The following is a 26458-nucleotide window of genomic DNA, read 5'->3' as shown; positions in this document are numbered from 1 at the left end:
GGAAGGCATGGTGAGCAGAGACGACAGTTCGACGATCGCCGTCGACGACGACACGGCGTCTGAACTGGTGCGCCAGCGCGACACCAGTGAGATGCTGCTCTCGGTCGCCAGCGCCCTCTGCGAACCGACCGATGTCCCCGCCGTGTCGCAGATCGTGGCAAACGCCGTGCCCACCGTCTGCCAGTCAGATCGTGGCGCTGTCGTGCTGTGGGACGAGGCGGCGAGCCGCTTCGTCGTCTCCGGCTTCGCCGGCTGGACAGACGATCTCGCAGACGAAGTCGCCAAATGGGTGGGCACGCCGTTTGAGAGTGACGAACTCAACGCCTTGCTTCAGATCGGTGACCCCGTATTGCTCACTGCCGAGAGCTCGGCGTGGTCGCGCGCCCTCATCGAAAAGTTCAGGCTGCGGGCGCTCGCTGCCGCCCCCATCGCCGTCTCGGGCCGCTTCATGGGCCTCGTCGTCGCCCACTGGGCCGAATCAGACCCACCGGCAGAGCTCGACGACACCCTCATCGGCAGGCTCGCCGGCCTCGCCGCGCTCGCCGGGGTTGCACTCGACAACAACCGCCTCCACAAGGAGGTCACCTGGCACACACACCACGACCCACTGACCCGGCTGCCGAACCGCCTTGCGCTCGATGAGGGGGTCGCGCTGATGGTGCGGATGGCGGATACGACGCGGTCAAGCGTCGCCGTCGTGGTCTGCGACATCGACCGCTTCAAACGCCTCAATGACCAGCTCGGGCACGCCGCGGGCGACCTTGTGCTGCGCGAGGTCGGTGAACGCCTGCGTCAGGTGTCGCGGTCCGGCGACATTGTGGCGCGCTACGGAGGTGATGAATACGCCATCGCCTTCGCACAGACGCTCCCGCATGAGGTCGCCTCGAGCATGGCGCGCATCGAACGACTGTTCAAGCATCCGATTAGGGTTGGCGACCACGAGATTGTGCTTTCGCTCACCCTCGGCTTCGCGGCGCTCGCCGACGTCGCTATGGAGGGCACACCACGCGATCGGGCTCAGCGCTTGACGGCACTCGCCGAAGCAGACCTCGTGGGCAAGACTGCGGCCCGACGTGCCCTGCGAGGCACCAGCGACGACATAGACGAATTCGCCCTCGACACCGATCTGCACGGCGCGGTCGCCCGGGGCGAAATCATCACGCACTACCAAGCGCAGACCGACATCGCGACGGGCCAGATTGTCGCGGTCGAGGCCCTCGCCCGCTGGCAGCACCCGACGCGCGGGCTCGTGCAGCCGGACCGCTTTATCGCGCTCGCTGAGGAGAACGGCACGATCGGAGAGATCGGCGAACACGTCCTCCGCACCGCTTGCCGCGACGCCATGGTGTGGCATGCGGCAGGCGTTGACATCGAGGTTTCGGTGAACGCGTCGGTCGTGCAACTCGACAGTGCCGGCTTCGCCACATCAGTCGCGAACGTGCTGCACACCCTCAAGCTACCGCCGCACGTGCTCACGATCGAGGTCACCGAGTCAAAGGTCGTCGCCGACATGAGCATCGCCCAGTCTGAGCTTCGGGCAATCGGCGCGCTCGGTGTGGGCGTCGCGATCGACGATTTCGGCACCGGGTTCTCTTCGCTCACCCAGATCAGCAACCTCCCGGTCACGGAACTCAAGGTCGACCGCTCTTTCGTCTCCCAGATCGACCACGGTGGCGAAAGAATCGTCGCCGCCGTCGTCGGTCTCGGCCGCGGGCTGGGGCTGCGCGTCGTCGCCGAGGGCGTCGAAACCCCGCACCAACTCGACACGCTGGCGAAGCTCGGCTGCGATCGCGCGCAGGGCTACCTCATCGCCCATCCGGTCCCCGCCGAACAACTCTGGGAAATGCTCGACCCGGCATGACGGGGCGTGGCTAGGCTTCGCGGCGGTCACCCTCAGCGAGCGACAGGGCGACGCCATCGAGAATGTCGTGCTCACTCGTCGTGACGAACTTGAGGGTGCGATCGGCGGCGGCCGTGGCATCCGCGACCCTCTCGAGCACGGCGGCCCAGATGGCGGCGCCCGCCGCAATGACATCGACGCGGCCAGGATGCATGTACGGCAGGGCTGCCCGGTCGTCGCGCGGCATGCGGATGAGGCTGTCGCACGCCTCCAGCACGGTCGCGAGCGGCAGGCGCGCACCGTTGATGGCGTCGGGTTCGTAGGCGGCGAGCCGCAGCGCGTGGGCGGTGACCGTCGTGATGGTGCCCGCCACGCCGACCACATCGGTGACCGTCGAAAGGTCAACCGCGTGTTCCGCCTCGGCGAGCGCGGCGGCGACATCGCGACGGAGTGCCGCAAGGTCGTCGGCGCTGGGCGGGTCGTGGTGGATGTCACGTTCCGTGAGGCGCACGCTGCCGACATCCATCGAGTGGGCGGCCTCAGGAGTGCGAACACCGAGGACGAGCTCGGTAGAGCCACCGCCGATATCGACCACAAGCCGACGCGCGTCGTCGGCGGCCGGGCGCGCCGTGAGGGCGCCGCGGAACGACAGCGCCGCCTCCTCCGTGCCCGAGATCACCTCTGGCGCGACCCCGAGGATGTCGTGCACGGCACCCGTGAAGTCGTCGCGGTTTGCCGCATCCCGAGTCGCAGAGGTGGCGACGAATCGCACGCGCTCGGCGCCGTGCTCGCGGCACAGCGCGGCATAGGTGCGGGTCGCGTCGAGCGTGCGGGCGAGCGCGTCATCGGCAAAGCGACCCGTGCGATCAACACCCTGCCCGAGGCGCACCACCTCAAGCGTGCGCACCACATCATGGAGCACGCCATCGTCACCGACATCGGCGATAAGCAGGCGGAGAGAATTGGTGCCGCAATCGAAGGCGGCGACGCGGGTCAAAGGCACTTCGGCAGGGTACACGGCACTGACCGTCCCAGGTTTCGATACGGCCCTGGCGGGCCTACTCAACCGGCGAATCACGCCGGTTGAGTCGCGAGCGCTGCGAGCGTATTGAAACCCGGGACGCGCAACCTCAGCCCTTCAGCAGCATCTCCGCATCGAGGGCGAAGAGGTCGTCGGCACCCGCCGTGACGGCACTGGCGAGGCCACCAGCGGCAGGCAACAGCTGTTCGGCATAGAAGCGCCCGAGCACGAGCTGCGACGTCGCCTGCGCGGCATCATCGATCTCCGCCGCGGCGAGCGCCGACTTCGCCATGAGCCAGCCCCCGACGACGAGCGACCACTGGCGCAGATACGGCGACGAGCCGGCAAGCACCGAATTGAAGTCGCCCATCGCGCCGGTCTTGAGCAACCAGCCGGTCGTGGTCTGCAGTGCGTCGAACTGACGGCCAAGCTCGGCACGGATGCTCGCGAAACTCTCGCCCGCGGCCTCAAGCTGCGACTCAACCTCGCGCATGTGGGCGATGAACTCAAGGAATGACGCCCCCTGGCGCACCCCCAGCTTGCGGCCGACAAGGTCAGCCGCCTGGATGCCATTCGTGCCCTCATAGATCGAGGCGATGCGGATGTCGCGCATGTACTGCGACACACCCGTCTCCTCGATGAAGCCCATGCCGCCGTGGATCTGCACCGTCAGCGAGGTGATCTCGTTGCCGAGGTCGGTGCCGAAAGCCTTGCTGATGGGGGTGAGCAGTGCGGCGATTTCCCCTGCGCGGGCCCGCTCCGCAGCATCCGGTGCATACAGCGCCTTATCCATGTAGATGCCATTGAGGTAGAGGATGCGGCGCAGCGCCGAAAGATATGCCTTCTGCGTCATGAGCATGCGGCGCACGTCGGGAAAGTCGATGATCGGCGAATCGGTGGCAGACCCGATCGCTTTGCCCTGGATGCGGCCGTTCGCATAGGCGAGGCCAGCCTGGTAGGCCCGCTCCCCCACCGCAAGCCCCTGCATTCCCACCGAGATGCGCGCGCTGTTCATCATGACGAACATGATGCGCATGCCCTGGTTCTCTTCGCCAACGAGGTAGCCGGTCGCGTTCTCATACGAGAGCACACAGGTGGGTGAGGCGTGGATGCCCATCTTCTTTTCGAGGGACACGACGTGCACGCCGTTGCGCTCGCCGATGCTGTCATCGTCGTTGAGCGTGTACTTGGGCACGAGAAAGAGCGAGATGCCCTTCGTGCCGGCGGGGGCGCCGGGAGTGCGGGCGAGCACAAGGTGCACGATGTTGTCGGTGAGGTCTTGATCGCCCCAGCTGATGAAAATCTTCTGCCCGGAGATCGCATAGGTGCCGTCGCCGTTCGGCACAGCCTTCGTGGTGAGGGCGCCGACATCCGATCCGGCGTGCGGCTCGGTGAGGTTCATGGTGCCGGCCCACTCGCCGCTCACCATTTTGGGCAAGAAGCGCTGCTTCTGCTCGGGCGAGCCGTAGTGCAGCAGCGCATCGATGGCACCCTGAGTGAGCAGCGGGCACATTCCGAACCCCATGTTCGCCGCGAGCAGCTGCTCTTGAATGGTGAGACCGATGAGCCACGGAAACCCGCCGCCCCCGAACTCTTCAGGAAACTGCAGCGAACCCCAGCCCGACTCAACAAGCTTCTCGTAGGCCTTCTTGAACCCGGTCGGCGTCGTCACCGTGCCGTCGGGCTGCAGCGTCGAGCCCTCCACGTCACCAGCACGGTTGGTGGGCGCGATGACCTCGGCCATGAACTCACCGCTCTGCTCAAGCAGGTCGACGACAGTGTCGAGGTCAGCGTGCTCATAGTTGGGGTAGCCGGCGATGTCGTCATACCCGACGACATGCTTCAGAACAAACGCGGCATCGGATGTTGGTGGTCGGTAGTCGCTCATGGCGTGAGGCTAGCGCGGACCGCTCTCGCGCCAGCCAATCTTCGTGGAGAGCGCACTTCGCCGAGCGGACTCGTGCTGGCGGCGCTGGGGATTTCACCAATGGAATGGTGTTGTTCCATATTCGTCGCTGGAATGGTACTGTTACATAGCGAAGAATGGTACGGTACCGTAACAACGGAGGCGGGATGCGATGAAAGTCACCTCGAGCGATGATGTTGGGCGTGTCATCCGCCAACGCCGAGTCGACCTCGGACTCTCCCAGACCGAGCTCGCGAGCCGCGCCGGCATCACACGCCAGCTTCTCTCACGGCTCGAAGCCGCCAAATCAGAGGTATCACTCGCCAAGACCCTCGCGGTGCTGCGCGCGCTCGACCTCACCGTTGATCTTCAGCCCCGCGCAACCCACGACACCGCGACCTTCACGGTCCCGGTGCCCGGCCTACTCGCAATGCGGAACGCGCTCGCCCACAGTGTCGTCCCCACGACCGACGTGCTCCAACGCGCGCTCGCCGAATTCGCATCCCGACTGCCTCCAGCGTTAGACGAAGAGACGCGTGCCGCACTGAATCGACTACAAGCACACTCGGAGCAGGAGCCGAGCGATGCCGACTGAACTCCTCGAGATTCACCTATACGGCATCCATGCCGCCCAGCTGATTCGGCACGGGGCCGAGGACTACGAGTTGGCCTACACCGACGACGGCCTCCGCGGCGAGGTGCCAGTGTCGCTCTCGCTCCCGCTCACCACGCGCCGTCATCGCAGCCGAGTGGTGTTCGACTATTTCGACAACCTTCTGCCAGACAGCGCCACCGTGCGCGAGCGGTGGGCACAAGCCAGCGGGCTGCCCGCCGCTGAGGTGTTCGGCCTGCTCACGCGCTACGGAGCCGATGTTGCCGGAGCGCTCGAGCTTCTGGCGCCCGGCGAAGCGCCACCCCGCCCTGGTGCGCCCACCCGGGTGAGCGACGCCGTCATCGCCGAACGAATCCGCGCCATCCGTCTCGATGCGAATGACTGGATCGACGAAGAGAACCCGACAGGCCGGTTCTCGCTGGCCGGGGCTCAGGGCAAATTCGCGCTCACGCGAATCGGCGACACGTGGCACGAGACAACGGGTTCGGCGCCATCGACGCACATCTTCAAGCCGGCCGTTCGCGGGGTCCCCGATGCTGAAATCATCGAATGGCTCACCATGACTGTCGCAGGCGCGCTGGGGCTCCCCGTCGCCAGCACGGAGCTTGTGCAGTTCGAAGACCAACACTCGCTTGTCGTCGAACGGTTCGACCGCGTCGCATCCGGCAACGGCGAGATCCAGCGCGTGCATCAAGAAGACGCACTCCAAGCGCTCGGCCAGCCCCGGCTCTGGAAGTACCAGTTACACGGCGGGCCAGGGTACCGCGACATCCTTTCGACGCTGCATGCGCTTCCAGCGCCCGACGATGCAGCGCGAGCTGCTGAATCATTCGGGCGAGCGCTGGGCTTCTCCTGGCTCATGCTCAACACAGATGCTCACGCAAAGAACTACTCGCTCCAACACGCTCCGAACCGGGTCGTCTTTGCACCCCTGTACGACGTCTCGTCGTACCTGCCATACCTCTCCGACGGTGACCACGATCACATCAACGCGACACAGCTCTCGATGCACGTCACCGGCTCCTACCGAGTGGGCGACCTCTCCCACTCCGACTGGAAAAGCGTGGCGCGCGACGCGCACCTCACCCAGCCGAACGCCATCGTCGAGTGGCTGCGCGAGGTCACCGCCATCGTCGCCGACCTCGTCAGGGTGACGGCAGCGACCCTCCCACCCGCACTGCAGACCAACGTCGTGGCGCGAATGGTTGAGCGCATGCCGGGCCGCGCCGAACTCGCCGCTCGCGCGCTCGACGAGAAGTGATAACGCCGCCGCACTGCGAGGAGTAATGTAGCGCCGTGCTGCTCACTCCGCGGGAGTCGAAGCCGGTCAACAACCGCCGTCATCTCCACCCCGCACAAGCTGTCGTCGCCGGATTCGGTGCCACCGTCATCATCGGCACCCTCCTGCTGTTGCTGCCCATGGCGAAGGAGGGGCCGGGCGGCGCGTCACTCATGGAGGCGCTCTTCACCGCGACATCCGCCGTCTGCGTCACAGGGCTCACAGTGGTCGACACCGCTACCTATTGGACCCCGTTCGGCCGGATCGTGATTTTGCTGCTCATCCAGGTGGGCGGGCTCGGCATCATGCTGTTCGCATCGCTCATCGGGCTGAGCATCGCGCGCAAGATGTCGGTGCGCTCCCGCATCACGGCGGCCGCCGAAACGAAGACGGTCGGGTTCAGCGATGTGAAGGGACTTGTGCTCGGCATCGCCACAATCACGTTCACGATCGAAGCCATCGTCTTTGTGATGCTGACGCTGCGATTCTGGCTCGGCTACGGCTCGCCCATCGGCGAGGCAGCCTGGTGGGGGCTGTTTCATGCCGTGTCGGCCTTCAACAACGCGGGGTTCGCGCTCTTCAGCGACAACCTCATGGGCTATGCGACCGACCCGTGGGTGTGCCTCCCCATCGCCGGCGCCATCATTCTCGGCGGTCTCGGGTTTCCCGTCATCATGCAGTTGCGCAAAGAGTTCACGCGCCCACTGCACTGGACCATGAATACCAAACTCGTGCTCTCCGGCACCGCCGCGCTGCTCGTGCTCGGCACCGTCTTCACCTGCCTTATCGAATGGTCGAACCCCGACACCTTCGGCACCATGAACCCCGCTGAGCGACTCCTCGCCGGGTTCTTCCACTCCGTGCAGACCCGCACCGCCGGCTTCAACAGCGTCGATGTCGGGCTCATGCACGAAGAAACCTGGCTCGGCAGCAGCATCCTGATGTTCATCGGTGGCGGCCCGGCCGGCACCGCGGGAGGCATCAAAATCACCACCTTCATGGTGCTGTTCTTCATCATGTACACCGAACTGCGCGGCGAAGGGGCCGTGAACATCTTCGGCAAGCGCCTCTCCCGTGCCGTGCACCGCCAGGCAATCGCCATCGTGCTCCTCGCCGTCGCCGTCGTCATCGTCGCGACAACGGTGATCATGATCATCTCCTCGGTGTCGCTCGACCGGGTGCTCTTCGAAGTGGTCTCCGCATTCGGCACCGTCGGCCTGTCGACCGGCATCACCGCCGACCTGCCACCGGCAGCCCAACTGATCCTTATTGCGCTCATGTTCATCGGCCGGCTCGGCCCCCTCACCCTCGGCAGCGCGATAGCCCTCCGACAGCGAAAAGTGCTCTACGAACTCCCCAAAGAAAGGCCCGTCATTGGCTAGACCACCGTTCGGCTCGGGCCGAGCATCAACACGCATCGCCGAAGCAGACTCCGTCGCCGTCATCGGGCTCGGACGCTTCGGCACCGCGCTCGCACTTGAACTCATGGAATCGGGCACCGAAGTACTCGGCATCGACACCGACGAAGACATCGTGCAGTCGCTCAACGGGCGACTCACCCATGTCGTGCGCAGCGACGCCACCAACGAAGAAGCCCTGCGCCAACTTGCGGTGCCAGAGTTCGATCGCGTCGTCGTTGCGATCGGCAGTGACATCCAGGCGAGCATCCTCACCACCTCGCTGCTGCTGCGCTTCAACATCCCCAGCATTTGGGCGAAAGCCGAGAACGACGCGCACGGGCAAATTTTTGAGCAGCTCGGCGTGCACCACGTCATTTACCCCGAAAAGGACATGGGTCGACGCGTCGCCCACCTCGTGCGGGGTGCGGCCCTCGACTACATCGAAATCGACCGTGACTTCGCGATCGTCAAGATGAGCCCCAACAGCAAAGTGATCGGCATCCCGCTCGGGCAGAGCGGTGTGCGCGCACAGCACGGCGTCACGGTGCTCGCCTACAAGCGCGGCGAAACCGGCTGGAAGAACGCGGATGTCGACACCGTCATCCGCGACGGCGACACGATGCTCGTCTCAGGTCCAACCGTGAAGGCGGAGGCGTTCGGGCAGCTGCGCTGACGCGGGTCGGGTTCGCGGGGTCGCGGGTTCGCGGGTTCGCGGGTTCGCGGAGCATCCGTGAGGTCTGGTGTGTACGCCCTCCCGCGCGGCCGGAGGGTGCACAAGTCAGACCTCGGGGAGCGGTTGGGCGGGCGTGACTGGCCGGGCGCGGAGTGCGTGCGCCATCCACCACCACCCGAAGACGCCGATCGCGGCCGTCACGGCGATCGTCACCGCGACGCTCACGATGCCGCTGATGATCGACACCTGAATCCAACTGTCGTTGCTCGGCAGCGAGCTGAGGAGGCTGGTCGGGATCGAAAGGATGCCGCTGACGATCCAGCTTGCCGCGATCGAAACGCCGAGCGCCGCCCACGTCGTCGCGGTGGGTCGCGCCGCGCTTCTGCTTCGGCGAATGACGTGATTTCGGCGGGATGCGCCTGCCGCGGCGCGGTCATCCTGCCGAAAACCCGTCATCTGCGCGGGTGCCCGTAGGCGGCGGGGGTCAGTCGAGCGTGAAGCGCTCTGCGCCTGAAGAGCCCTCCCACTGCACCGTGACGACGACGGGGCGCGCAGTGATCTCTTCCGGCAACGTGAACTCGTGGGTCGTCGCGGACATATCCGCCGTGCACGGGCCGCTGCCGCTCGGCGGCGTCATGGTGACGACAACGGATGCGGCATCCGTCACCTCGAGCGCCGACGCCGTCGATGGGCAGCTGGAACTGCCGAACGTCACAACGGCGAACGTCTCGCCGACATCGACCCAGGTTGCGAACGGACCCTCAGCGAACCCGGCGCCATCGAGCTGGCCGTCGGACACATCGACGTTGTCGGGAAGTCCGGCGTATCGATCGGCGGCGACACCGCCACCGAAGATGCCGCCAGCGCACCCGGCAAGGAGCACGATACCCGCTACTGCGAACCCTGCCCGCGCCATCCGTGTGCCCATACCGCCAGCCTCGCGCGTGCGGCAGAAGGTCGCAACACAACGTTCCGGCGAATTCGATCGTCTGGGACCGGCACGCTCAGCGCGACACAGCCGGGGCCGAGCTACACGCGCTCGTGCGTGAGCACCCCCGGGATCTCGCCGCGCTCGGGCAGGTCGTCGCCCCGGGCGAAGTCCGCCCAGAGTTGGCGCACCCGTTTCGCGTGCCGCTCGATCTCAGCCCAGGGCGCACCGGCGAGGATTTTGGATCGCTGCCACGTCGCTTCGTCGCCGAACAGGAACGGCAGGTCGATCGTGTGCGCGGCCCCAAATGCGTTGCCGGGTGCTGACCAGGAGAAGACGTAGTGCCGCGCGCGACCACCCGCGGCGGCATGACGACGAGCGAACCGCCGCGACGGCCGGCCGTAAATCGCCTGCGTCATCGCGACATCGACCGCATGGATAGCCGGGCCGCCGACGAGCGGCACGCGACCGAGCCTGTGGACCGCAGGGAGCTGCGGGACGAAGAGGCGCGACTCCTGGGAGGTGTGACCGATGAGCACCTCGATGCGGGGAGCCGCAGCATCCAGTGCCGCGTCGAGCGCGGGCTCCTGCGGCAGCGGGTCGTGCCCGGTTTGCGGCCCGAACGGCATGCCACCGCGCAGGCCGAAGCGGCCCCCGACGACATTCACGAGCGCCTGCCGAGACAGGATTTCGCCGACGGTCGACTCCGCCGTGAGGCCGACTGCCGCGCGGCCCATGGTCTCGCCCATCGCGCGACGCCCGCGGCCGATGCCGAGCGGTGCGCTCTGGATGATGGCGCGAGAGAACAGGCGCGAAGCATCCGGGGTCGCCATGATGCTCGCGATCGCGTCGCCGCCCGCCGACTGCCCGAACGCCGTGACGCGCGCCGGGTCGCCGCCGAACGCCGCAATGTTGCGCTGCACCCAGCGGAACGCCTCGATCTGGTCGAGCAGACCCAGATTGGCCGGATGCCCATCCGGCGTCGAAAGGAACCCGAAGAGCCCGAGACGGTAGGTCACCCCGACGACGATGACGCGCTGCTCGGCGACGAGCGCGGCAGGGTCGTGGGCCGGGATGTCGGCGGCACCGAGCACATACGAACCCCCGTGAATGAACACCATGACGGGGAGGGCTTCGCCCGGCTGCAGGTCGCGCGGCACCGTGACGGTGAGGTTCTGGCAGTCTTCGCTGTCGCCGAGGTCACCCTGCGCAGTGCCCATCGCGTCGGCGAGGGCGAGCGATGGCAGCTGCGGGCAGGCGGGTGACGGTGCGGTCGCGGTGAGCAGTTCGCTCCGGTCGGCGACCGGGGCGGGAGGGGCGAAGCGGGCGGCACGAGCGTATGGGATACCCGATGCGCGGATGACCGGCCCGTCGATGCGCCCGATGACGGGCCCGCACGGCGGCTCGAAGCGACCGTCGTGCTCGACTGCCGGATGCACGGCCATCGGCTGCGCGGCTCTGGGCTGCGCGGCTCCCGGCGCGAGCGCTTCGACATCGGCCAGCCCGACCATTTCGGCGCTCGCCTCCCACAGCTGTCGCGCGAGCTCGATGTCGTATGCCTGCGGGTTGGTTTTTGTGATGCGCTGCTGCTCATAGAACTCGCCCGAAATCCAGTCATCGCCCGGGCTGCCTTCGGCGAGCGCCGTGAGCCCGATGGCGCCCTCCTCCGGCGTGATGAACCGCATGAGGGTGCGCAGCGGCGTGCGGTAGACGAGTCGCATCGGGCTGGAAGTGTCGCTCGCAAAGCTCGTCGCGACGACGCCCGGATGAAACGCGGCCGCCGAGATGCCGGCCCCATTGAAGCGGTGGTCGAGCTCTTTTGTGAAGAGGACGTTCGCGAGTTTCGCGTTGCCGTAGGCGCGGTTCGCCGAGACGCCGCGGTCGTTGTTGAGGTCATCAATATCGAGCTTGGCGAAGAGCTTCGCCGCCGCGCTCGAGGTGGTGATGACGGATGCCCGGCTCGCGATGAGCGTCGGCATGAGCAGATTTGTCAGCAGGAACGGGGCCAGATGGTTCACCTGCAGGGTGAGCTCGAAGCCGTCTTCGGTGCGCTCTCGAGTGCCAAAGATGCCGCCGGCGTTGTTCGCCAAGACATCGATGTGCGGAAAGTCGTTGGCGAGCGCATCCGCCAGTTCGCGTACCTCGCCGAGGCGGGTGAAGTCGGCGAGGTAGAACGGCGCCTCGAGCTCGTTGGCGATGCGCTCGGTCTTCTCGCGCGAACGCCCCACAATGACCACCCGATGGCCGTCGGCGTGCAGCTTGCGCGCGGCGGCCGCCCCGATGCCGTCGCTCGCGCCCGTGATGATGATGGTCTTCGCACTCATGCCGCTCCCCTGGTGGTGTGCCCCCAGTCTGTCGAAGTGCGGCTGAGTGAACGGCCTCAGCGGGTGCTGGCGTGAATGGTCGGCTCTGCCCCGGTGAGGGCGCTCGCGAGGAGGTCGCTCAGGTTTTCGGTGGTGACCTCGGTGGGGTTCGAGGCGGGAGCGACGGCGAGGATGCGGCGCACCGCCTCCGGAATGTCGTCTGCGGTGAACCCGTAGTCGGACAGGCGGCGCGGGGCATCGAGGGCTTCGCGCAGGTCGTTGAGCGCGCTGACGGCGGCAGCGGCGGGGTCGTCGCCCTCGCGCACCGGAGCGCCGAGCGCGGCGGCGAGCCGAGCGGCCTCGTGGGGTGCGTTGGGGGCGTTGAGTGCAAGCACGTAGGGCAGCACGGTGGCGTGCGTCTCGGCATGCGGGAGGTCGAAGGTGCCGCCGAGCACATGGCAGGCCTTGTGGTGCAGGCCCGAGCCCGCCGAGGCGAATGCGACGGCCGCGAGATAGCACCCGTAGAGGGCTTCGTCGCGGGCGGTGCCATCGCTGGAATCTGCGACGATGCCGCGGAGTGACGAAGCGAGTGCCCGTGCGCCTTCGAGGGCGAGCGCCCGGTTGATGGGGTCGGCGCGCGGCGCCCACAGGGAATCGACGCAGTGCGCGAGTCCGTTGAGTCCGCTTGCGACCGAAAGCCCCACGGGCAGTGACATCGTGAGATCGGCGTCGTAGACGACCGCAACCGGCAACACCCGAGCATCCACCCCGGTCGTCTTGGTTCCGTCTTCGGTCAGGCCCCACACATTGGTTGCCTCTGACCCGGCATACGTCGTCGGTACTGCGATGATCGGCAGGCCTGTCGTGAGCGCGATGGCCTTGGCGAGGCCGGTGGTCGAACCGCCACCCACGGCAACGAGCACGTCGATGGATGCTTCGGCCGCAGCCGCCCGCGCGCGTTCGGCGTTCTCAACCGGAACATGCTGCCGCACATCGTCCCACCGGAGCGCAATGTCGAGCCGACTGCAGACCCTGTCGGCGAGCTCCCCTTCGCGCTCCGACGCGATCAGCATCACGCGCGACGCAGCGAGACGCTCGAGCTCGGCCTGCAGGTTCGCGGCGCCATCACCGCGCCCGAAGAGCACGCGTTGCCCGAGGGTCTCATGGGTGAAGGTCATGGCCATGGGTGCGGCCCTCTCTGATCGTCGGCGTCGGCGAACGCCTCATTCTTGCATCCGGACCTTTGAGGTGTCGTTAGCTTCCGGCACGCTTGCGGCGCAGGGCGGTGGAGATGGCCACCGCGAGCACGAGGGCGGCACCGTTGAAGACGCCGTCGACCCACGACTCGGCACCCGAGAGCACCAGGCCCGACACCGACACCGCCACGAAGAGCACGCCGACGACGGTGCCCCAGACGTTGAAGCGGCCGGGCTGGATTGTGGTCACACCGAGGAACACTGCCGCCAGGGCGGGAAAGAGCAGGGTCATCCCGTTGTCGGGGTTGGCGCCGCCGGTGCGGGCGGTGAGGATGATGCCCGCGACTCCCGCGAGAACCCCCGCGATGACGAAGGCAATCATCGTGAAGCGGGTGGTGGGCACACCAGCGAGCACCGCCGAACGTGGGCTCGCGCCGGTGGCGTAGAGGGCGCGACCGAACGGGGTCTGGGTGAGCAGGTACCAGATCACCATGAGCACGACGATGACAACGTAGACGACGGCGGGGATGCCGAACCAGCGCGACGAACCGAACGAGCGGAACCCGGTGTCGATGCCGGTGATCGCAAGCCCACCGGTGTGCCACTGGATGAGCCCGCCCAGCAGGGTGGCGACACCGAGGGTCGAGACGAACGAGTTGAGCCCGAGTCGGGCCACCAACACACCGTTGATGATGCCGATGAGGGCTGCGGCGAGGAGTGCGATCAGAATGGCCGCGACCAGGGGCAGGTCGAAGTTGACCTGCATCGATGCGCAGATCACGGCCGAGATTGCGGCGGTCGCCCCGACCGAGAAGTCGAAGTGGCCGGAGATGAGCGGAATCAACACGGCGATGGCGACGATCGTCACCACCGACTGGTTTGCCAGCACGATCTGCAGGTTTCCGGTGGAGAAGAACGCGGTGCTGCTCGACGGGTTGATCGCGAAGAATGCCGCGATCAGCACCAGCAGGACGACCAGGCCAAAGCGCTCACCGAACGCGAGCAGACGTTGGCCGATGCGGCGAGGGGTGGTTGGGGTCGCGGTGGTGGCGACGTCGGTTGTAGTCATCGTTCCCTCGGGTCAGAATCAGGGGCGGAGCCGACGGGAATCTCGTCGGCCATCATGAGGCGGGCGATACGCTCCCGCGGGGTGGCGGCGGTGTCGAGGTCTGCCACTGCGACTCCGTCGCGCAGCACCACCACCCGGTTGCACAGCGCCAGAAGCTCGTCGAGATCGGATGATGCGACCACCACGGCGGCGCCGTTGCGGGCCGCCGTCGCGACCGATCGGTAAATATCAGAGCGGGCGACCACGTCGACGCCCTGCGTGGGTTCGTCGAGCAGCAGGATGCGCGGCTCGCGCTGCAGCCAACGCGCCATCATCACCTTCTGCTGGTTGCCACCCGAGAGGGTTCCGATGGGCTGCTCGATCGAGCCGGTGCGCACGGCGTACTGCTGCACCAGGTCATCCGCGTTGGCCCGTTCAGCTTTGTGGTCGGCGCGGTAGGTCTTCCAGAACTTCGGCAGCACCGTGATGGAGAGGTTCTCGCGCACGCTGAGTTCGCCGAACACACCATCGGCGTGCCGGTCCTCTGGCACGGACCCAATGCCGGCGGCCATTGCCGCCTGCGGGGTGGTCGGAACATACGCCTCACCATCGAGACGAAGCGCACCGGATGCGATGGGCATCGCGCCGAACACCGCCCGCAGCAGCGACGAACGGCCTGAGCCAGCGAGCCCTGCGATACCGACGACCTCGCCCTCACGCACCGCCAGGTCGATGCCGCGCAGCGAACCGGCCGCAAGCCCGAAGGCTTCGAAGCGCACCCGCGGCTTCGGCGTGATGGCATGCCGCTCCGTGACATCCCGGGCCTCGCCCGTCATCGCGGTCACCAAGCGGTCGAGCGTCATCTCCGCGATCACGGCAGAGTCGGCCACCGAGCCGTCACGGAACACCGTCACATGATCGGCGACCGCCTGGATCTCGGGAAACCGGTGCGACACCAGCACGATCGTCTGGCCAGCATCCGCCCGCTGTCGGAGGGCGACCATCAGCTCCTGCGACTCGTGCTCCGGCAGCGCCGCTGTCGGCTCATCGAGCAACAAAATGTGGTCGTCAGCCTCCTGGTCGGCCAGGGCGCGAGCGATTGCCACCATGGTCCGCTGCGAGGGTCGCAGTGCGCCCACCGGCATGTCTGGTGACGCCCTGATGCCGAAGCGATCGAGCAGTTCGGCGGCGTTCTCCCGCAGCTGCTTCCAGCGGATCTGCGGACCGGAGCGGGGGAACCCCGCCACCAGGGCGAGGTTCTCGGCGATGGTCAGCGAGTCGATGAGCCCAACATCCTGGTGCACGAAGCGCAACTGCTCCGCGCGGGCCACCGACGGGGTGATCGACTTCGCCTCGATCTGACGATTGTGGATCGTCACCGTGCCGGCCTCGGCCGTGTACACCCCGGCGAGGCACTTGATCAGGGTCGACTTGCCCGAACCGTTGCCACCAAGAAGGGCGTGAATGGTGCCCTTGTCGACACGCACATGCGCATCGACAAGGGCGGCGGTGGCGCCAAAGGATTTCCCAATCCCGTCAGCGACAAGCGCAGCCATCATTGGCGCCACCACCTCACTCATCGTGTTCTACAGGCCCCACGCCGCACGGAACTGTGCGCGGAAGTCGACCTCGGGCGTGTAGTTGAACGGGGCGTCCACCGCCGGCAGGTTGTTCTCCGCGTTGACGGCCTGGAGGCCGACGCCGCTCGGCTGCACTTCTTGCCCGGCGAGCACACGGAGGGTCGCGTCGATCGCTCCCCATCCGTCCCACTCGTGGCTCCAGGCGATCGTCGAGTCCTGACCGACGCCGTCGTGGAGGAGGCCGAAGTTCGGAATCGAACCGATAGCGCCGACGATGTTGAGATCGGCGGAGCGACCGGATGCTTCGATGCTCTGACCGAGACCGGCAAGGAACCAGGCATCGATGGGCACGGCAACCGAGTTGGCGGTCGGATTCTGCAGCAGCGCCTGCTCGAACTTCTGGGTGAGCGTGCCGCCCGAGACATCCGAGTTCGCAAGCTGCAGCGTGCCGACAACCTCACAGGTGTCACATTCTTCGAACACCGCCAGACGGCCCTCGTTCATCCACGGCCCCCAGACCGTGTCGTTGAACTCGATGTTGAGCAGCTGGGCGTTGCCGTCTGCCTCTCCGATGAGCCACTTCGCCTGCAGCTCGCCGATGGTGGTCCACCATTCACGGTCGGTCATGCCGTCAAGCTTCTGCGTCACGGCGGTGAACAGAGGCTCGTCTGCACAGTCATTGCCGCCGGCACCGATCGTGACAATCCCGGCATCCTTCGCTTCGGCGAGCGCCCCGGAGAAGCTTGCGCAGTCTTGCGCGATGACGATGATGACATCGGCCTCAGCAACCACGCCGTTGCGAATGCACTCCGACCATCCGGCGGGGTTGAGTTTTCCGTCACAGACATCCGCCTGCCAGCCGACCTCGAGCGCTGCCTCTTCGACGGCGGCGGTGGGTTCGATGCAGGTCACGAGTTGCTGGCCGCACGAGACGATCCAGGCGTGAATGTCTTCGGTGATTTCGACGGGCTCTGTGGGCACGTCGCCGAGGACTCCTTCGTAGGTCTCGGCGAGGTAGGCAGCCGATGCGGTGCCGTTCTCAGCGTTGGACTCAGACGACTCTTCGGTGGTTCCTCCTGCACAGCCGGCGAGGGCGAGGACGACTGCCACTCCGATTCCGACGGTGCTGATGATTCTGTTCTTCATTGAACGATCTCCTGTTTCTGCTGTGTCGCAATTGACCTCGGTGTCGAACAACACTGTCTGAGATACGGGGCCAGAGTGCAAGCAATCGTCAATGCAAATCCCGCCGCCTCTAATGCCTCTGACGCATCAGTCCCCCACATCTGGAGGCCAGATTTGCCTTTTGATGCAGGTGGCGCATCAGGAGCGATGAAACCGGCATTGGACACCCCACTGCCGCCCTCCTAGCCTCGGTCGAGATGAACCCGCCTGACGGCGGGGCGACATATTGCAAGGGAGCAATTCTGTGAACGAGACTGACGTTGTCATCGTCGGAGCTGGGCCAGTCGGCCTCGCAACGGCACTTGGGCTGGCTCGCGCCGGCGTCAGGTGTGTAGTCCTCGATAGAGCAGCAGGGCTCAACACCTCCCCGCGAGCGATGGCCTACCTCTACCCGGTAATGCCCGGCCTCGAATCGCTCGGCGTGCTCGACGACATCAAGGCGATCGGCATCCGCAGCCCCGGAATCAACTTCATCGACATGGCGAGCGGCGAGCACCTCCCCCAGAGCCTCGATGTGCTCGACGGCATCGCCCCCCACCCCTACGCGGTGCAGCTCGGCCAGGGCGATATCGGCAACATCCTCATCCGTCACCTCGCACAGCACGAGGGCGTCGAGACACGCTGGAACAGCCCCGTGGTCGACATCACCCAAACGGATGACGCGGCGACCGTCTCGTATGAGACCGACGGCGAGCGGCACGAAATCACGGCGAAGTGGGTCATCGGTGCCGATGGTGCCGCCAGCGCTGTGCGTGAGATTCTCGGTCTCTCGTTCGACGGGTTCACCTGGCCAGACCGCTTCATCTCCACCAACATCCATCACGACTTCGAGGGCGCGGGGCTTCCCCCGGCGAACTGGCGCATCGACACCGAGTACGGCGCCGTGATCGCCAAGATCGACCAGACCGGCCTCTGGCGCTTCACCTTCCGGGAATCCGACGCGCTGCCGCTCGAGGGTCTCGAAGAGCGCATTCACGCACACTTCAAGAAGGGGCTCTATGGCCCCGACTACGAGCTCGTCCAGTTCGCTCCGTATCGGATGCACCAGCGCTGCGTCGACAGCTTCCGGCACGGTCGCGTGCTGCTTGCCGGCGATGCTGCGCACATCACGAACCCGATCGGCGGGCTCGGACTCACCGGGGGCCTGCTCGACTCATTCGTGTTGTACGAGGCCCTCGCGGCGGTAGTGCACGGCAGTGCAGCAGAGCACGTGCTCGACCTTTACGCGGAGCGCCGAAAGGCTGTCTGGACCAACATCGTCTCGCCCACCGCGAGCGGCCTCAAGCGCCTGCTGTTCGACACCCCGCCGGGCGACGACCGCGACCAGGCCCTTGCCGGCATCCGCGCGACAGCGAACGACCCCGATCTGCGCCGAGCAGAACTGATCCGGCAGGGCGCGATCGCGACCCCGTCGGTCCTTGAGAAGGAGGCAGCACAGTGAGCACCCACAATCGCCAGTTCTGGGTTGGCGGCGAACTCGTCGCCACCGACGCCGGCACCCTCGTTAAGGGGCAGATGTTTGTCGAACACCTTCCCGCTGCCACCGGTGCCGAGAAGAAGGCACCGTTCATCCTCGTGCACGGCGGCGGCGGACAGGGTCTCGATTACCTCGTGACCCCGGATGGTCGACCAGGGTGGGCACCGCTGCTCGCCGAGCGGGGGCACGACGTGTACGTCGTCGACCGCACTGGCCACGGCCGCTCCCCCTACGACCCGCACGTGCACGGCGACCTCGCCCCCGCGATGGGTGCGGAGTTCATCGCGACCGTGTTCTTCTCGCCGGTTGAGGGCGAAGGGAGCCACCCCACCGCGGGGCTCCACACGCAGTGGCCGGGGGCGCGCGACGCCAACGATCCGGTCAGCCTGCAGTTCATGCGCAGCCAGGGGCCGACGCTCGCCGACAGCGAAGCCGCTCAGATCCTCGACCAGAAGGCTCTCGTCGAACTCCTCGACCTCGTCGGCCCGGCGTTCGTCGTGACCCACTCGGCCGGAGGGCCGGCCGGGTTCCTCGCCGCGGACGCGAGGCCCGAATCGGTGCTCGCGCTGCTCGCCTGTGAACCCCTTGGGCCGCCCTTTCTCGGCGCACCCAACATGCCGCTGCAGTGGGGTGTGGCGAATGCGCCCCTCAGCTATGACCCGCCCGTCGCCAGCGTCGATGAGCTCCGGTTTGTGGTCGACGAGAGTGCCGGCCCCGTGCCCATCGCCCTCCAGCCAGAACCGCCGAGACGCCTGCCTCGGCTCGCCACAGTGCCGATTCTGCTCGTCACGGGTGAGGCGTCACCATTCCGGTGGTTCACCGGGCACACGGAGGCCATGCTCACCCAGGCCGGATGCACCGTCGAGCACTCCAAGCTTTGGGAGCACGGCATCACGGGCAATGGTCACGGACTCGTCTTCGAAAAGAACCACGCCGAGGTGCTCGCCCACATCGTCGAACGCGCCGAAGCGCTCGCCACGGGGCGGTAGGGCTGAGGTTGCTGGTGTCGCTCGGGTCGGAAGGGGAGCGGAGTGCTCACTCCTCTTCCGACACGAGCCACGCTCCCTCGATCAGGTCGATGGAGGTGCTCGCCACCTCGACCGCGACCTTCGCGAGCGCGACGGCGGAGGGCTGCGCGCCGAGCGCAGGCACGACGACCGCGGCCGTTGATGCTTCCTGCTCCAGCAACGGCACCGCGACCAGGCGAGGATGGGGCCGCTGTCGAAGCGATGACTCGGCGATGAGACCGACACAGTTTTGGTATGCGATCGCGCTGAAAATTTCGTACTCGGAGCGGGCATACGCCCCAACGATGAGTTGCTTTTCGGCGCGCCGCGGGTATGCCAACCAGTGTGATCCCCACGCCCCAGGGATGCTCGGAGGGAAGGTGACCCACGGGTCATCGAACAGGTCATCAATGGAGATCGACTCGGAACCCGCCAGGGGATGGTCGACCGGCAGCAGTGCGCGGAGCGGCTCCTGGAAGATGCGGGTGGTGCGGAGTTCAGGCAGCGGGACAGGTGCCCGCAGGAGCGCCACGTGATACTCGCCGCTGAGAATCGGGGCGATCCCTCGATGGAAGTCGGCCTCGTGCAGCACGAGGCGGATCTCTGGATGCTGCTCCCGGAACGCGCTGAGCACCGGGTCGGTGAGTTCGGCAAGGCCGTTGCCGTAGATCCCCACCCGAAGCGTCTGCTTCGTGGCGACCGCCATGGAGTGCGCGGCGAACGCGAAGTCGTCGACCTTCTCGAGAAGCTCTCGCGCACGGGGCAGAAGGTCAGCACCCTCAGACGTGATCGCGACACTGCGCCGGTCCCGCTGAAACAGCCGAACACCGAGTTCGTCTTCGAGCGCGGCAATCGACCGAGTCAGGGCGGGCTGGCTGAGGTGCACCCGCTGCGCTGCGGCGTGAAAGCTCAGGGTTTCGGCGAGTGCCACGAAGCGCCGAAGATTTCTGACATCCATGATGAGGCCCAATGCTAGACGCTGCCGAAGTTCTCCATCACGAAGCTGGGCGCCGAGATTCCGCTCCGACCGGGTTGCAGCGGTTCTCGACCAGGGGCCTCGGAACTCTCGAACGCATCGAGCGGTGGGAGCATCACAACGCACGCACCCTGGTCAGCCTGACCGCCCGAACCATCGATCAGCAGCCACTCGACGCCACTGAAGTCAATCTCGCCCTGCCCCGGCTCACCTTTGCGCGGGTGCGAGCAAACCCCCACCTTGTCGAACGCACCCCGGCCCACATCACGTCAGCCACGTCAGACGGTGTTGCCCTCTACTTCTCACTCGCAGGCGACGCATTCTTCTACCACCGTGACGGGGTGCACCTGCAGCGACCGGGCACGCTTCTCGTCTGCAACGTGAACCAGCCCTTCATGCGTGGGTTCGCGCACGGTCTCCGCGAGTACGTGCTCACGGTGCCGCGGGCGGTGTTTGAGACTGTCGCCGAGCGCGTCATCCCCACATCACCGAGCGCGCTCAGCTTCGCCGACACCCCTGACGGTGACGTGCACGCCGCTGAACTCGCGCGACTCATGCAGCGCAGCCTTGCGACCCCCACCGAGGGATCACGCGACGCAGGGTCGCGGGCCACAGAATCGCTGGCCGCGACCGAAGCGAGCGCCCTCGAGCTGCTGCGGGCGATGTTCGTGCCGGAGGCGGCAAACTCGAGAGCCTCGCACCGACGAGCCGCAATCGCCTGGATCAGCCGCAATCTTCGGGATCCGTCGATCTCTGCCGCCGCCGCCGCGAAGGCCGTCGGTGTGAGCGAGCGCCACCTGTCGCGTGCCTTTGCTGACACCGGGGTGGGCGTCGCCCGCACCATCCTTGAGATGCGTTTGCACCTCGCACACCGCATCCTCTCGAGACTGGGCTCCCCGATTGTGCACGACGTCGCCCTCTACTGCGGGTTCGTTTCGGCGGCACATTTCAGTCGTGTGTTCCGCGAACAGCACGGGCAAACACCCGCCGAAGTGCGGGCAACCGCCGGCTTGCCGAGAACGGACACCCCCTAGTCGGTTCAGGACTTCTCGCCCCGCAGGCCCGAAGCGATTCGGATACTGGCTGTGACCCACTACTGCAGCGACGCATCCGGAGGAACACCAATGGCGGAATTCGACGACGGAATGGCAGCGACCGAGCTGCCCACCGGAACCATCGTGGAGACAGAGGTCCTCGTGGTCGGATCGGGGCCGAGTGGTTCGGCCGCCGCGCTGGCACTCTCGACCTACGGCATCCCCAACATCATGATCACCAAGTACCGGTGGACCGCCAACACCCCCCGCGCGCACATCACGAACCAGCGGGCGATGGAGTTCTTCCGCGACATGGGGGTCGACGACGAGGTCAACGCCCTCGCGACACCCCACCACCTCATCGGCGACACCGTCTTCTGCTCGTCCATCGCCGGCGAAGAGTTCGGTCGCATCCTGACCTGGGGCACCAGCCCCGTGCGCCACGCCGACTACGAATCGGCCTCGCCCACCCTGAACTGCGACCTCCCCCAGAACCTGCTCGAGCCGATCCTCGTGCGCAACGCCACCATGCGCGGCACGCAGACCCAGTTCTCGAGCGAATACGTGTCCCACGTGCAAGATGACGACGGGGTCACCACCACCGTGCTCGACCGGGTCACCGGCAGCCAGTACAAGATCCGCTCGAAGTATGTCGTCGGGGCCGACGGAGCCCGTTCCAAGGTCGCCGCCGATATCGGCATCCCGTTCGAAGGGCAGATGGACATCGCCGGCTCGATGAACATCACCTTCACCGCCGACCTGACCAAGCTCGTCGGCCACCGCCCCTCAGTGCTCTACTGGGTCGTGCAGCCCGGCGCCAACGTTGGGGGCATCGGCGCGGGACTTGTTCGCATGGTGCGACCCTGGAACGAGTGGCTCATCGTGTGGGGCTATGACATCTCCCAGCCCGCCCCCCAGGTCGACGATGCGGCGGCAAAAGAAATCGTGTTCCAGTTGCTCGGCACCCGCGACCTCGACGTCGAAATCACGGGCACGTCGCTGTGGGGCAATAACGAGATGTTCGCCACCCACCTGCAGAAGGGACGCGTGTTTTGCGTTGGCGACGCCGTCCACCGCCACCCACCGTCGAACGGCCTCGGATCGAACACCTCAGTGCAGGACTCGTACAACCTCGCATGGAAGCTTGCCGCCGTGCTGCGCGGGCAGGCCGGACCGGCACTCCTCGACAGCTACAGCGTCGAGCGCGCGCCCGTCGCCCGCCAGATCGTGACCCGCGCCAACCGCTCATCGCGCGAGTTCGGCGGGTTTTTCGAAGCGCTCGGCGTGACGACGGCAGAGAACGAAGCCGAAATGGTCGCCGCCATCGAGGAGCGCAAACTCGACACCCCGACCGGCCGCACGAGGCGCGAAGCACTCCAGTCGGCGATGGAGCTGAAGAACTACGAATTCAACGCCCACGGTGTCGAGCTTGGTCAGTTCTACACCTCCGACGCCGTTGTCGGGGACGGCAGCGTGCGCCCCGCGCCGACTCGCGATACCGACCTCTACTTCGAACCGTCGACCGTGCCCGGCTCACCACTGCCCCACGTCTGGGTCGGAAATAACGTCGAAAAGTGGTCAACCCTCGATCTCGCGCCGTCGACCCAGTTCACGGTGTTCACCGGCATTGCCGGTGAAGGCTGGGCCCGCGCCGCCGAAACGGTCGCCGAGCACTTCGGCATCACCCTCAAGAGTGTGGTCATCGGCCCTGGTCGCCCTGTCGAGGACCTCTACTTCGACTGGGCCCGCATTCGGGAGATCGACGAAGACGGCGTGCTCCTCGTGCGGCCAGACAAGATCATCGCCTGGCGATCGCTCGGGATGGTCGACGACGCGCCCGGCGCGCTCACCGACGTGCTCGCGCGCGTCCTCGACCGCGCGACCACGACCTCGAACTCGAACTCGACGTCGAACTGAAGGAGGACACGAGCAATGTCAGAGCCATCCGCAACGGCGCCATCCGCCGAACAGACCGCCCGCGAACAAGAACTCATCGAAACGGTGGTCGCGTCATTCGACCAGGCGTCTGACGAGCGTCTTCGCGACGTCATGCAGTCGCTGGTGCGTCACCTTCACGCCTTCATCCGCGATGTTCGGCTCACCGAGGAGGAGTGGAACACCGCCATCGCCTTCCTCACGGAGTCAGGCCACATCACGAGCGACACCCGACAGGAGTTCATCCTCCTCTCCGATGTGCTCGGCGCATCCATGCAGGTTGTCGCCGTCAACAATGAGGCCCAGGCCAACGCGACCGAGGCGACCGTCTTCGGTCCGTTCTTCGTCAACGATGCCCCCCTGCTCGAGAACGGCGGGGACATGTCGTTCGGCGCCGGCGGCGAACCGTGCTGGGTCGAAGGCAGCGTCAAAGACCTCCAGGGCAACCCGATCGCGGGAGCCCGCATCGAGGTCTGGGAGGCCGACGAAGACGGGTTCTACGACGTGCAGTACACCGACGGGCGCACCACCGCGCGCGCCCACCTTTTCACCGACGAGGCAGGCGAGTACAGCTTCTGGGGGCTCACGCCAACCCCCTACCCGATCCCCCACGACGGCCCTGTCGGCGCGATGCTCGCCAAGGTCGGGCGTTCGCCGATGCGCGCATCACACCTGCACTTCATGGTGACAGCACCGGGCCATCGACGCCTCGTCACGCACATCTTCGTGCGGGGCGATGAGCTGCTCGAGCGCGATGCTGTGTTCGGTGTCAAGGAGTCGCTCATCATGGACTTCGTCACCCACGACGCGAGCGACCCCACCCCTGACGGGCGAGACCTTGACGGTGCGACCTGGTCGAGCACACGGTTCGACGTCGTCCTCGCACCAGAGCAGACGGTGTCCCGCTGACTACAGCAGGTATGCATCGACCATAAATGGGCCCCGGATGTCACGCAGCCGGTCGATCACACGCTCAAGCCCGCGGGTGCCGATGGTGGAGAGTTGCAGGTCGTACGCACCGAGCGGCTGCAGTTTGCCCGTGCGGATGCGCACCACTTCCCATCCGGCCTGCCGGAGCGCCCGGTCTTTGCGCCGGTCGGTGGCTTCACGCTTGCCGACGTGTTCGAGGCCGTGACGGCCGGTGCTGTCGTATTCGATGGCGACGCGGAGCTCTGGCAGCAGGATGTCTGGCCACACTTCGACGTGGGTAAAGAAGGGGCGCGCGACCCGCACGGCGTTGAGGCCCTGCGTGAGGCTGAGGCGGTCGAACAGGTCGGCGCGCAGTTGCGCTTCGACGGCGGAGGCGGGTTTGGGGGCGCACTCGCTCATGAACGGCTCGCCGACATCGACGGTGGAGGGGGTTCGGGTGCACACGGCAGGCGCCGGGCGTCTCGGTTTTGCCTTCGACGCGACGGCGATGCCGGCCTGCACGGGTTTCGGTTTCGCCATCGCGAAGCAGTCGGGGCACCATGACGATCGCCGCCGCTCGCGGCTCGGCCGTTCCCGCTGCTCGGTGGGGGTTGCGACGAAACGGTGCCCGAACTGTTCGCACTCCCACACGAGCAGCACGTCGGCGGCGGGCGGAATCTGGGTGAGCATAATGCCGTCGTTGAACTCGGGATGGTACTGGCGCACGAGGGCCGGGTAGTACGCCCACGCCGTGCGGTAGGTACCAACGTCGTAGGGCACCTCACGCCCGCGCGAGAACTGGCGGCGCGCCCACCAGTCCTGAATCCTCTCCGCCATGACCGGCACGGTACCCGCTGCCGCCGACACTGAGGGGTGAGCCTCAGCGGTGCCGCTTCGCCCGCGCTGCGAACGCATCCAACGCAGCGAGCACATCGCGCGCCTCGAAGGCGCGTCCTCGCGAGCCGCCTGCAATCTGATGCAGAATCCCGTCGTTGACGAGACGATCGATACCGTTCTGCGCATTTCTCGCACTCAACTCGAGGACATCCGCGGCCAGGTTCGCGTCGATCACCGGCTGACGTTGCAATACATCGAGCAGCCTCCGCCCGGCGCTGCCTGCCCGAGCCGAAGTCATCGACTCCCAGGCAGATCGGATCTCGGTGAGATCGGCGACGAGGGCTCGCCCGTTCGTGATCGCCTCACGTGAAGCATCCGTCAGTTCGCGGATGATCGGCTCGACGTCACCAGCCCGATATGCAGTGAGCGCATCGAAGTAGGCGCGAGTGTCTCGTAGGAGGCCAGCCGAGACCGGCACGGTGACATTCGTCGTCACACCCAGGCGGCGCAGCATGGCCTGGATGAGTGCGCGACCAGTGCGGCCGTTCCCGTCGGTGAATGGATGAATGGTCTCGAACTGTGCATGGGCGATTGCGATCTGGAGAAGCGCTGGCAGATCCAGTCGCTGAGCGAACAGCATCAGGTCGTCCATCAGGGCTGGCACGCGATCGAACTGGGGCGGGACGAACGCCGCCGTGTGAGGGCTGTTGGAATAGCCGCCGCCAATCCATACCGCTTGCGTGCGCCAGGCTCCCGTGTGCTCGGGTTGGTCTGGCCCCAAGATCTCGGCCTGCATGCGCACGATGCTCGACGCGTCGAGCTCCTCCGCCAGCTCGATCGCCGCCTCCATCGCACGAACGTTCCCGACGATCGCACGCGAGTTCTGCCCCGCCTTGCGCCCCAGTTCTGCGAGCGCAATGTTCTTTGCCGACGCCGTCAGCTGCTCGATCTCCGAGCTCGCAGCGCTTTCGCTGCGAAGAAGGATCGCGGAGAACGGTGCTGTGACCGCGCCGACCTCACCGTCGAAGCGACCGAGCTCGATGGTCGCATCCTCGATTGAAGCCAGCAGCTCGGGATCGAGCGCTGGCATCACAAGGGCGCCGATGGCGGGTGGAACGGCCGCCTCGTAGGGTCCACGTGCGCGGAGGGCTGCTCGGCGCGAGAGTCCGCTCGGGTTCTCGGCGCGATCCCACTCCACGCCTTCGTACCCGACAGCTGGCCATGAGGTCTCGGGTTTCCCTCCTCGTTCCATCGTCATGACCCCATCTTACCGATGGTTAGGCGTATAACCATCGGTAAAGCCCAATCGGG

At 66.4% G+C, this 26458-nt stretch carries 22 protein-coding genes; 10 read left to right on the top strand and 12 right to left on the bottom strand.

Annotation, left to right across the window (positions count from 1 at the left end):
* Positions 1-10: 10 nt before the first annotated feature.
* Positions 11-1861 carry a putative bifunctional diguanylate cyclase/phosphodiesterase gene (locus ACY48M_RS05705; RefSeq protein ID WP_462819307.1) on the top strand — a complete coding sequence of 617 codons (1851 nt, stop codon included), beginning with the start codon at positions 11-13 and terminating at the stop codon, positions 1859-1861.
* 10 nt (positions 1862-1871) lie between these two features.
* Here the strand turns inward: ACY48M_RS05705 and ACY48M_RS05700 are convergent, their stop codons facing one another.
* Together ACY48M_RS05700 and ACY48M_RS05695 are read right to left on the bottom strand one after the other, a co-directional pair.
* Positions 1872-2837, bottom strand: a complete 966-nt coding sequence (locus ACY48M_RS05700) for a Ppx/GppA phosphatase family protein (RefSeq protein ID WP_462819875.1) — start codon at positions 2835-2837, stop codon at positions 1872-1874.
* 133 nt (positions 2838-2970) lie between these two features.
* Positions 2971-4749: an acyl-CoA dehydrogenase gene (locus ACY48M_RS05695; protein WP_462819306.1), complete on the bottom strand. Its 1779-nt coding sequence runs from the start codon at positions 4747-4749 to the stop codon at positions 2971-2973.
* 190 nt (positions 4750-4939) lie between these two features.
* Here ACY48M_RS05695 and ACY48M_RS05690 point away from each other — a divergent pair, with 190 nt between their 5' ends.
* From ACY48M_RS05690 to ACY48M_RS05675, 4 genes are read left to right on the top strand one after another with little or no spacing between them, the layout of a single operon-like run.
* The gene (locus ACY48M_RS05690; protein ID WP_462819305.1) at positions 4940-5362 is read left to right on the top strand and encodes a helix-turn-helix domain-containing protein; all 423 of its coding nucleotides are present in this window, start codon (positions 4940-4942) and stop codon (positions 5360-5362) included.
* A complete protein-coding gene (locus ACY48M_RS05685) occupies positions 5352-6641 on the top strand; it encodes a HipA domain-containing protein (protein WP_462819304.1) in 1290 nt (429 codons plus the stop codon). The genes ACY48M_RS05690 and ACY48M_RS05685 overlap by 11 nt, the downstream gene beginning before the upstream one ends.
* Before the next feature lie 35 nt (positions 6642-6676).
* On the top strand, positions 6677-8041 hold the full coding sequence (locus tag ACY48M_RS05680; RefSeq protein ID WP_462819303.1) for a TrkH family potassium uptake protein: 1365 nt from the start codon (positions 6677-6679) through the stop codon (positions 8039-8041).
* Positions 8034-8732 (top strand): potassium channel family protein, encoded by a 699-nt coding sequence (locus ACY48M_RS05675; protein ID WP_462819302.1) that lies wholly within the window; start codon positions 8034-8036, stop codon positions 8730-8732. The genes ACY48M_RS05680 and ACY48M_RS05675 overlap by 8 nt, the downstream gene beginning before the upstream one ends.
* 105 nt (positions 8733-8837) lie before the next feature.
* Here ACY48M_RS05675 and ACY48M_RS05670 read toward each other — a convergent pair whose 3' ends face one another.
* The 7 genes from ACY48M_RS05670 to ACY48M_RS05640 all read right to left on the bottom strand — a co-directional run bounded on the left by ACY48M_RS05670 (position 8838) and on the right by ACY48M_RS05640 (position 16933).
* The gene (locus tag ACY48M_RS05670) at positions 8838-9188 is read right to left on the bottom strand and encodes a hypothetical protein (protein WP_462819301.1); all 351 of its coding nucleotides are present in this window, start codon (positions 9186-9188) and stop codon (positions 8838-8840) included.
* Between the two features lie 28 nt (positions 9189-9216).
* Positions 9217-9660: a hypothetical protein gene (locus ACY48M_RS05665; RefSeq protein ID WP_462819300.1), complete on the bottom strand. Its 444-nt coding sequence runs from the start codon at positions 9658-9660 to the stop codon at positions 9217-9219.
* 101 nt (positions 9661-9761) lie between these two features.
* Positions 9762-11984, bottom strand: a complete 2223-nt coding sequence (locus ACY48M_RS05660; RefSeq protein WP_462819299.1) for an SDR family NAD(P)-dependent oxidoreductase — start codon at positions 11982-11984, stop codon at positions 9762-9764.
* Between the two features lie 56 nt (positions 11985-12040).
* On the bottom strand, positions 12041-13147 hold the full coding sequence (locus ACY48M_RS05655; protein ID WP_462819298.1) for a maleylacetate reductase: 1107 nt from the start codon (positions 13145-13147) through the stop codon (positions 12041-12043).
* A 70-nt stretch (positions 13148-13217) separates the two neighbouring features.
* Positions 13218-14228: an ABC transporter permease gene (locus tag ACY48M_RS05650; protein ID WP_462819297.1), complete on the bottom strand. Its 1011-nt coding sequence runs from the start codon at positions 14226-14228 to the stop codon at positions 13218-13220.
* Positions 14225-15763 (bottom strand): sugar ABC transporter ATP-binding protein, encoded by a 1539-nt coding sequence (locus ACY48M_RS05645; RefSeq protein WP_462819296.1) that lies wholly within the window; start codon positions 15761-15763, stop codon positions 14225-14227. The genes ACY48M_RS05650 and ACY48M_RS05645 overlap by 4 nt, the downstream gene beginning before the upstream one ends.
* 30 nt (positions 15764-15793) lie before the next feature.
* On the bottom strand, positions 15794-16933 hold the full coding sequence (locus ACY48M_RS05640) for a sugar ABC transporter substrate-binding protein (protein WP_462819295.1): 1140 nt from the start codon (positions 16931-16933) through the stop codon (positions 15794-15796).
* A 283-nt stretch (positions 16934-17216) separates the two neighbouring features.
* Here ACY48M_RS05640 and ACY48M_RS05635 point away from each other — a divergent pair, with 283 nt between their 5' ends.
* Entirely contained in the window at positions 17217-18413 is a 1197-nt protein-coding gene (locus ACY48M_RS05635; RefSeq protein WP_462819294.1) for an FAD-dependent oxidoreductase, read from the top strand.
* Positions 18410-19438, top strand: a complete 1029-nt coding sequence (locus ACY48M_RS05630) for an alpha/beta fold hydrolase (protein ID WP_462819293.1) — start codon at positions 18410-18412, stop codon at positions 19436-19438. Before ACY48M_RS05635 ends, ACY48M_RS05630 begins: the two co-directional genes overlap by 4 nt.
* A 46-nt stretch (positions 19439-19484) precedes the next feature.
* On the opposite strand, the gene ACY48M_RS05625 is transcribed toward ACY48M_RS05630, so the two are convergent.
* Positions 19485-20414 (bottom strand): LysR family transcriptional regulator, encoded by a 930-nt coding sequence (locus ACY48M_RS05625; protein WP_462819292.1) that lies wholly within the window; start codon positions 20412-20414, stop codon positions 19485-19487.
* An 11-nt stretch (positions 20415-20425) separates the two neighbouring features.
* On the opposite strand from ACY48M_RS05625, the gene ACY48M_RS05620 reads away from it, so the two are divergent.
* From ACY48M_RS05620 to ACY48M_RS05610, 3 genes are all read left to right on the top strand, one after another.
* Entirely contained in the window at positions 20426-21466 is a 1041-nt protein-coding gene (locus ACY48M_RS05620) for a helix-turn-helix domain-containing protein (protein WP_462819291.1), read from the top strand.
* A 90-nt stretch (positions 21467-21556) separates the two neighbouring features.
* A complete protein-coding gene (locus ACY48M_RS05615) occupies positions 21557-23383 on the top strand; it encodes an FAD-dependent oxidoreductase (protein ID WP_462819290.1) in 1827 nt (608 codons plus the stop codon).
* Between the two features lie 15 nt (positions 23384-23398).
* Positions 23399-24310: a dioxygenase family protein gene (locus tag ACY48M_RS05610; RefSeq protein ID WP_462819289.1), complete on the top strand. Its 912-nt coding sequence runs from the start codon at positions 23399-23401 to the stop codon at positions 24308-24310.
* Here ACY48M_RS05610 and ACY48M_RS05605 read toward each other — a convergent pair whose 3' ends face one another.
* Together ACY48M_RS05605 and ACY48M_RS05600 are read right to left on the bottom strand one after the other, a co-directional pair.
* Positions 24311-25147: a hypothetical protein gene (locus ACY48M_RS05605; RefSeq protein WP_462819288.1), complete on the bottom strand. Its 837-nt coding sequence runs from the start codon at positions 25145-25147 to the stop codon at positions 24311-24313.
* A gap of 43 nt (positions 25148-25190) precedes the next feature.
* The gene (locus ACY48M_RS05600; protein WP_462819287.1) at positions 25191-26405 is read right to left on the bottom strand and encodes a Fic family protein; all 1215 of its coding nucleotides are present in this window, start codon (positions 26403-26405) and stop codon (positions 25191-25193) included.
* Between the last annotated feature and the right edge of the window lie 53 nt (positions 26406-26458).

The organism is Homoserinimonas flava (assembly GCF_054969005.1).
The sequence above is the reverse complement of the archived record's forward strand: the minus strand, read 5'-3'. Positions and strand labels throughout refer to the sequence as shown.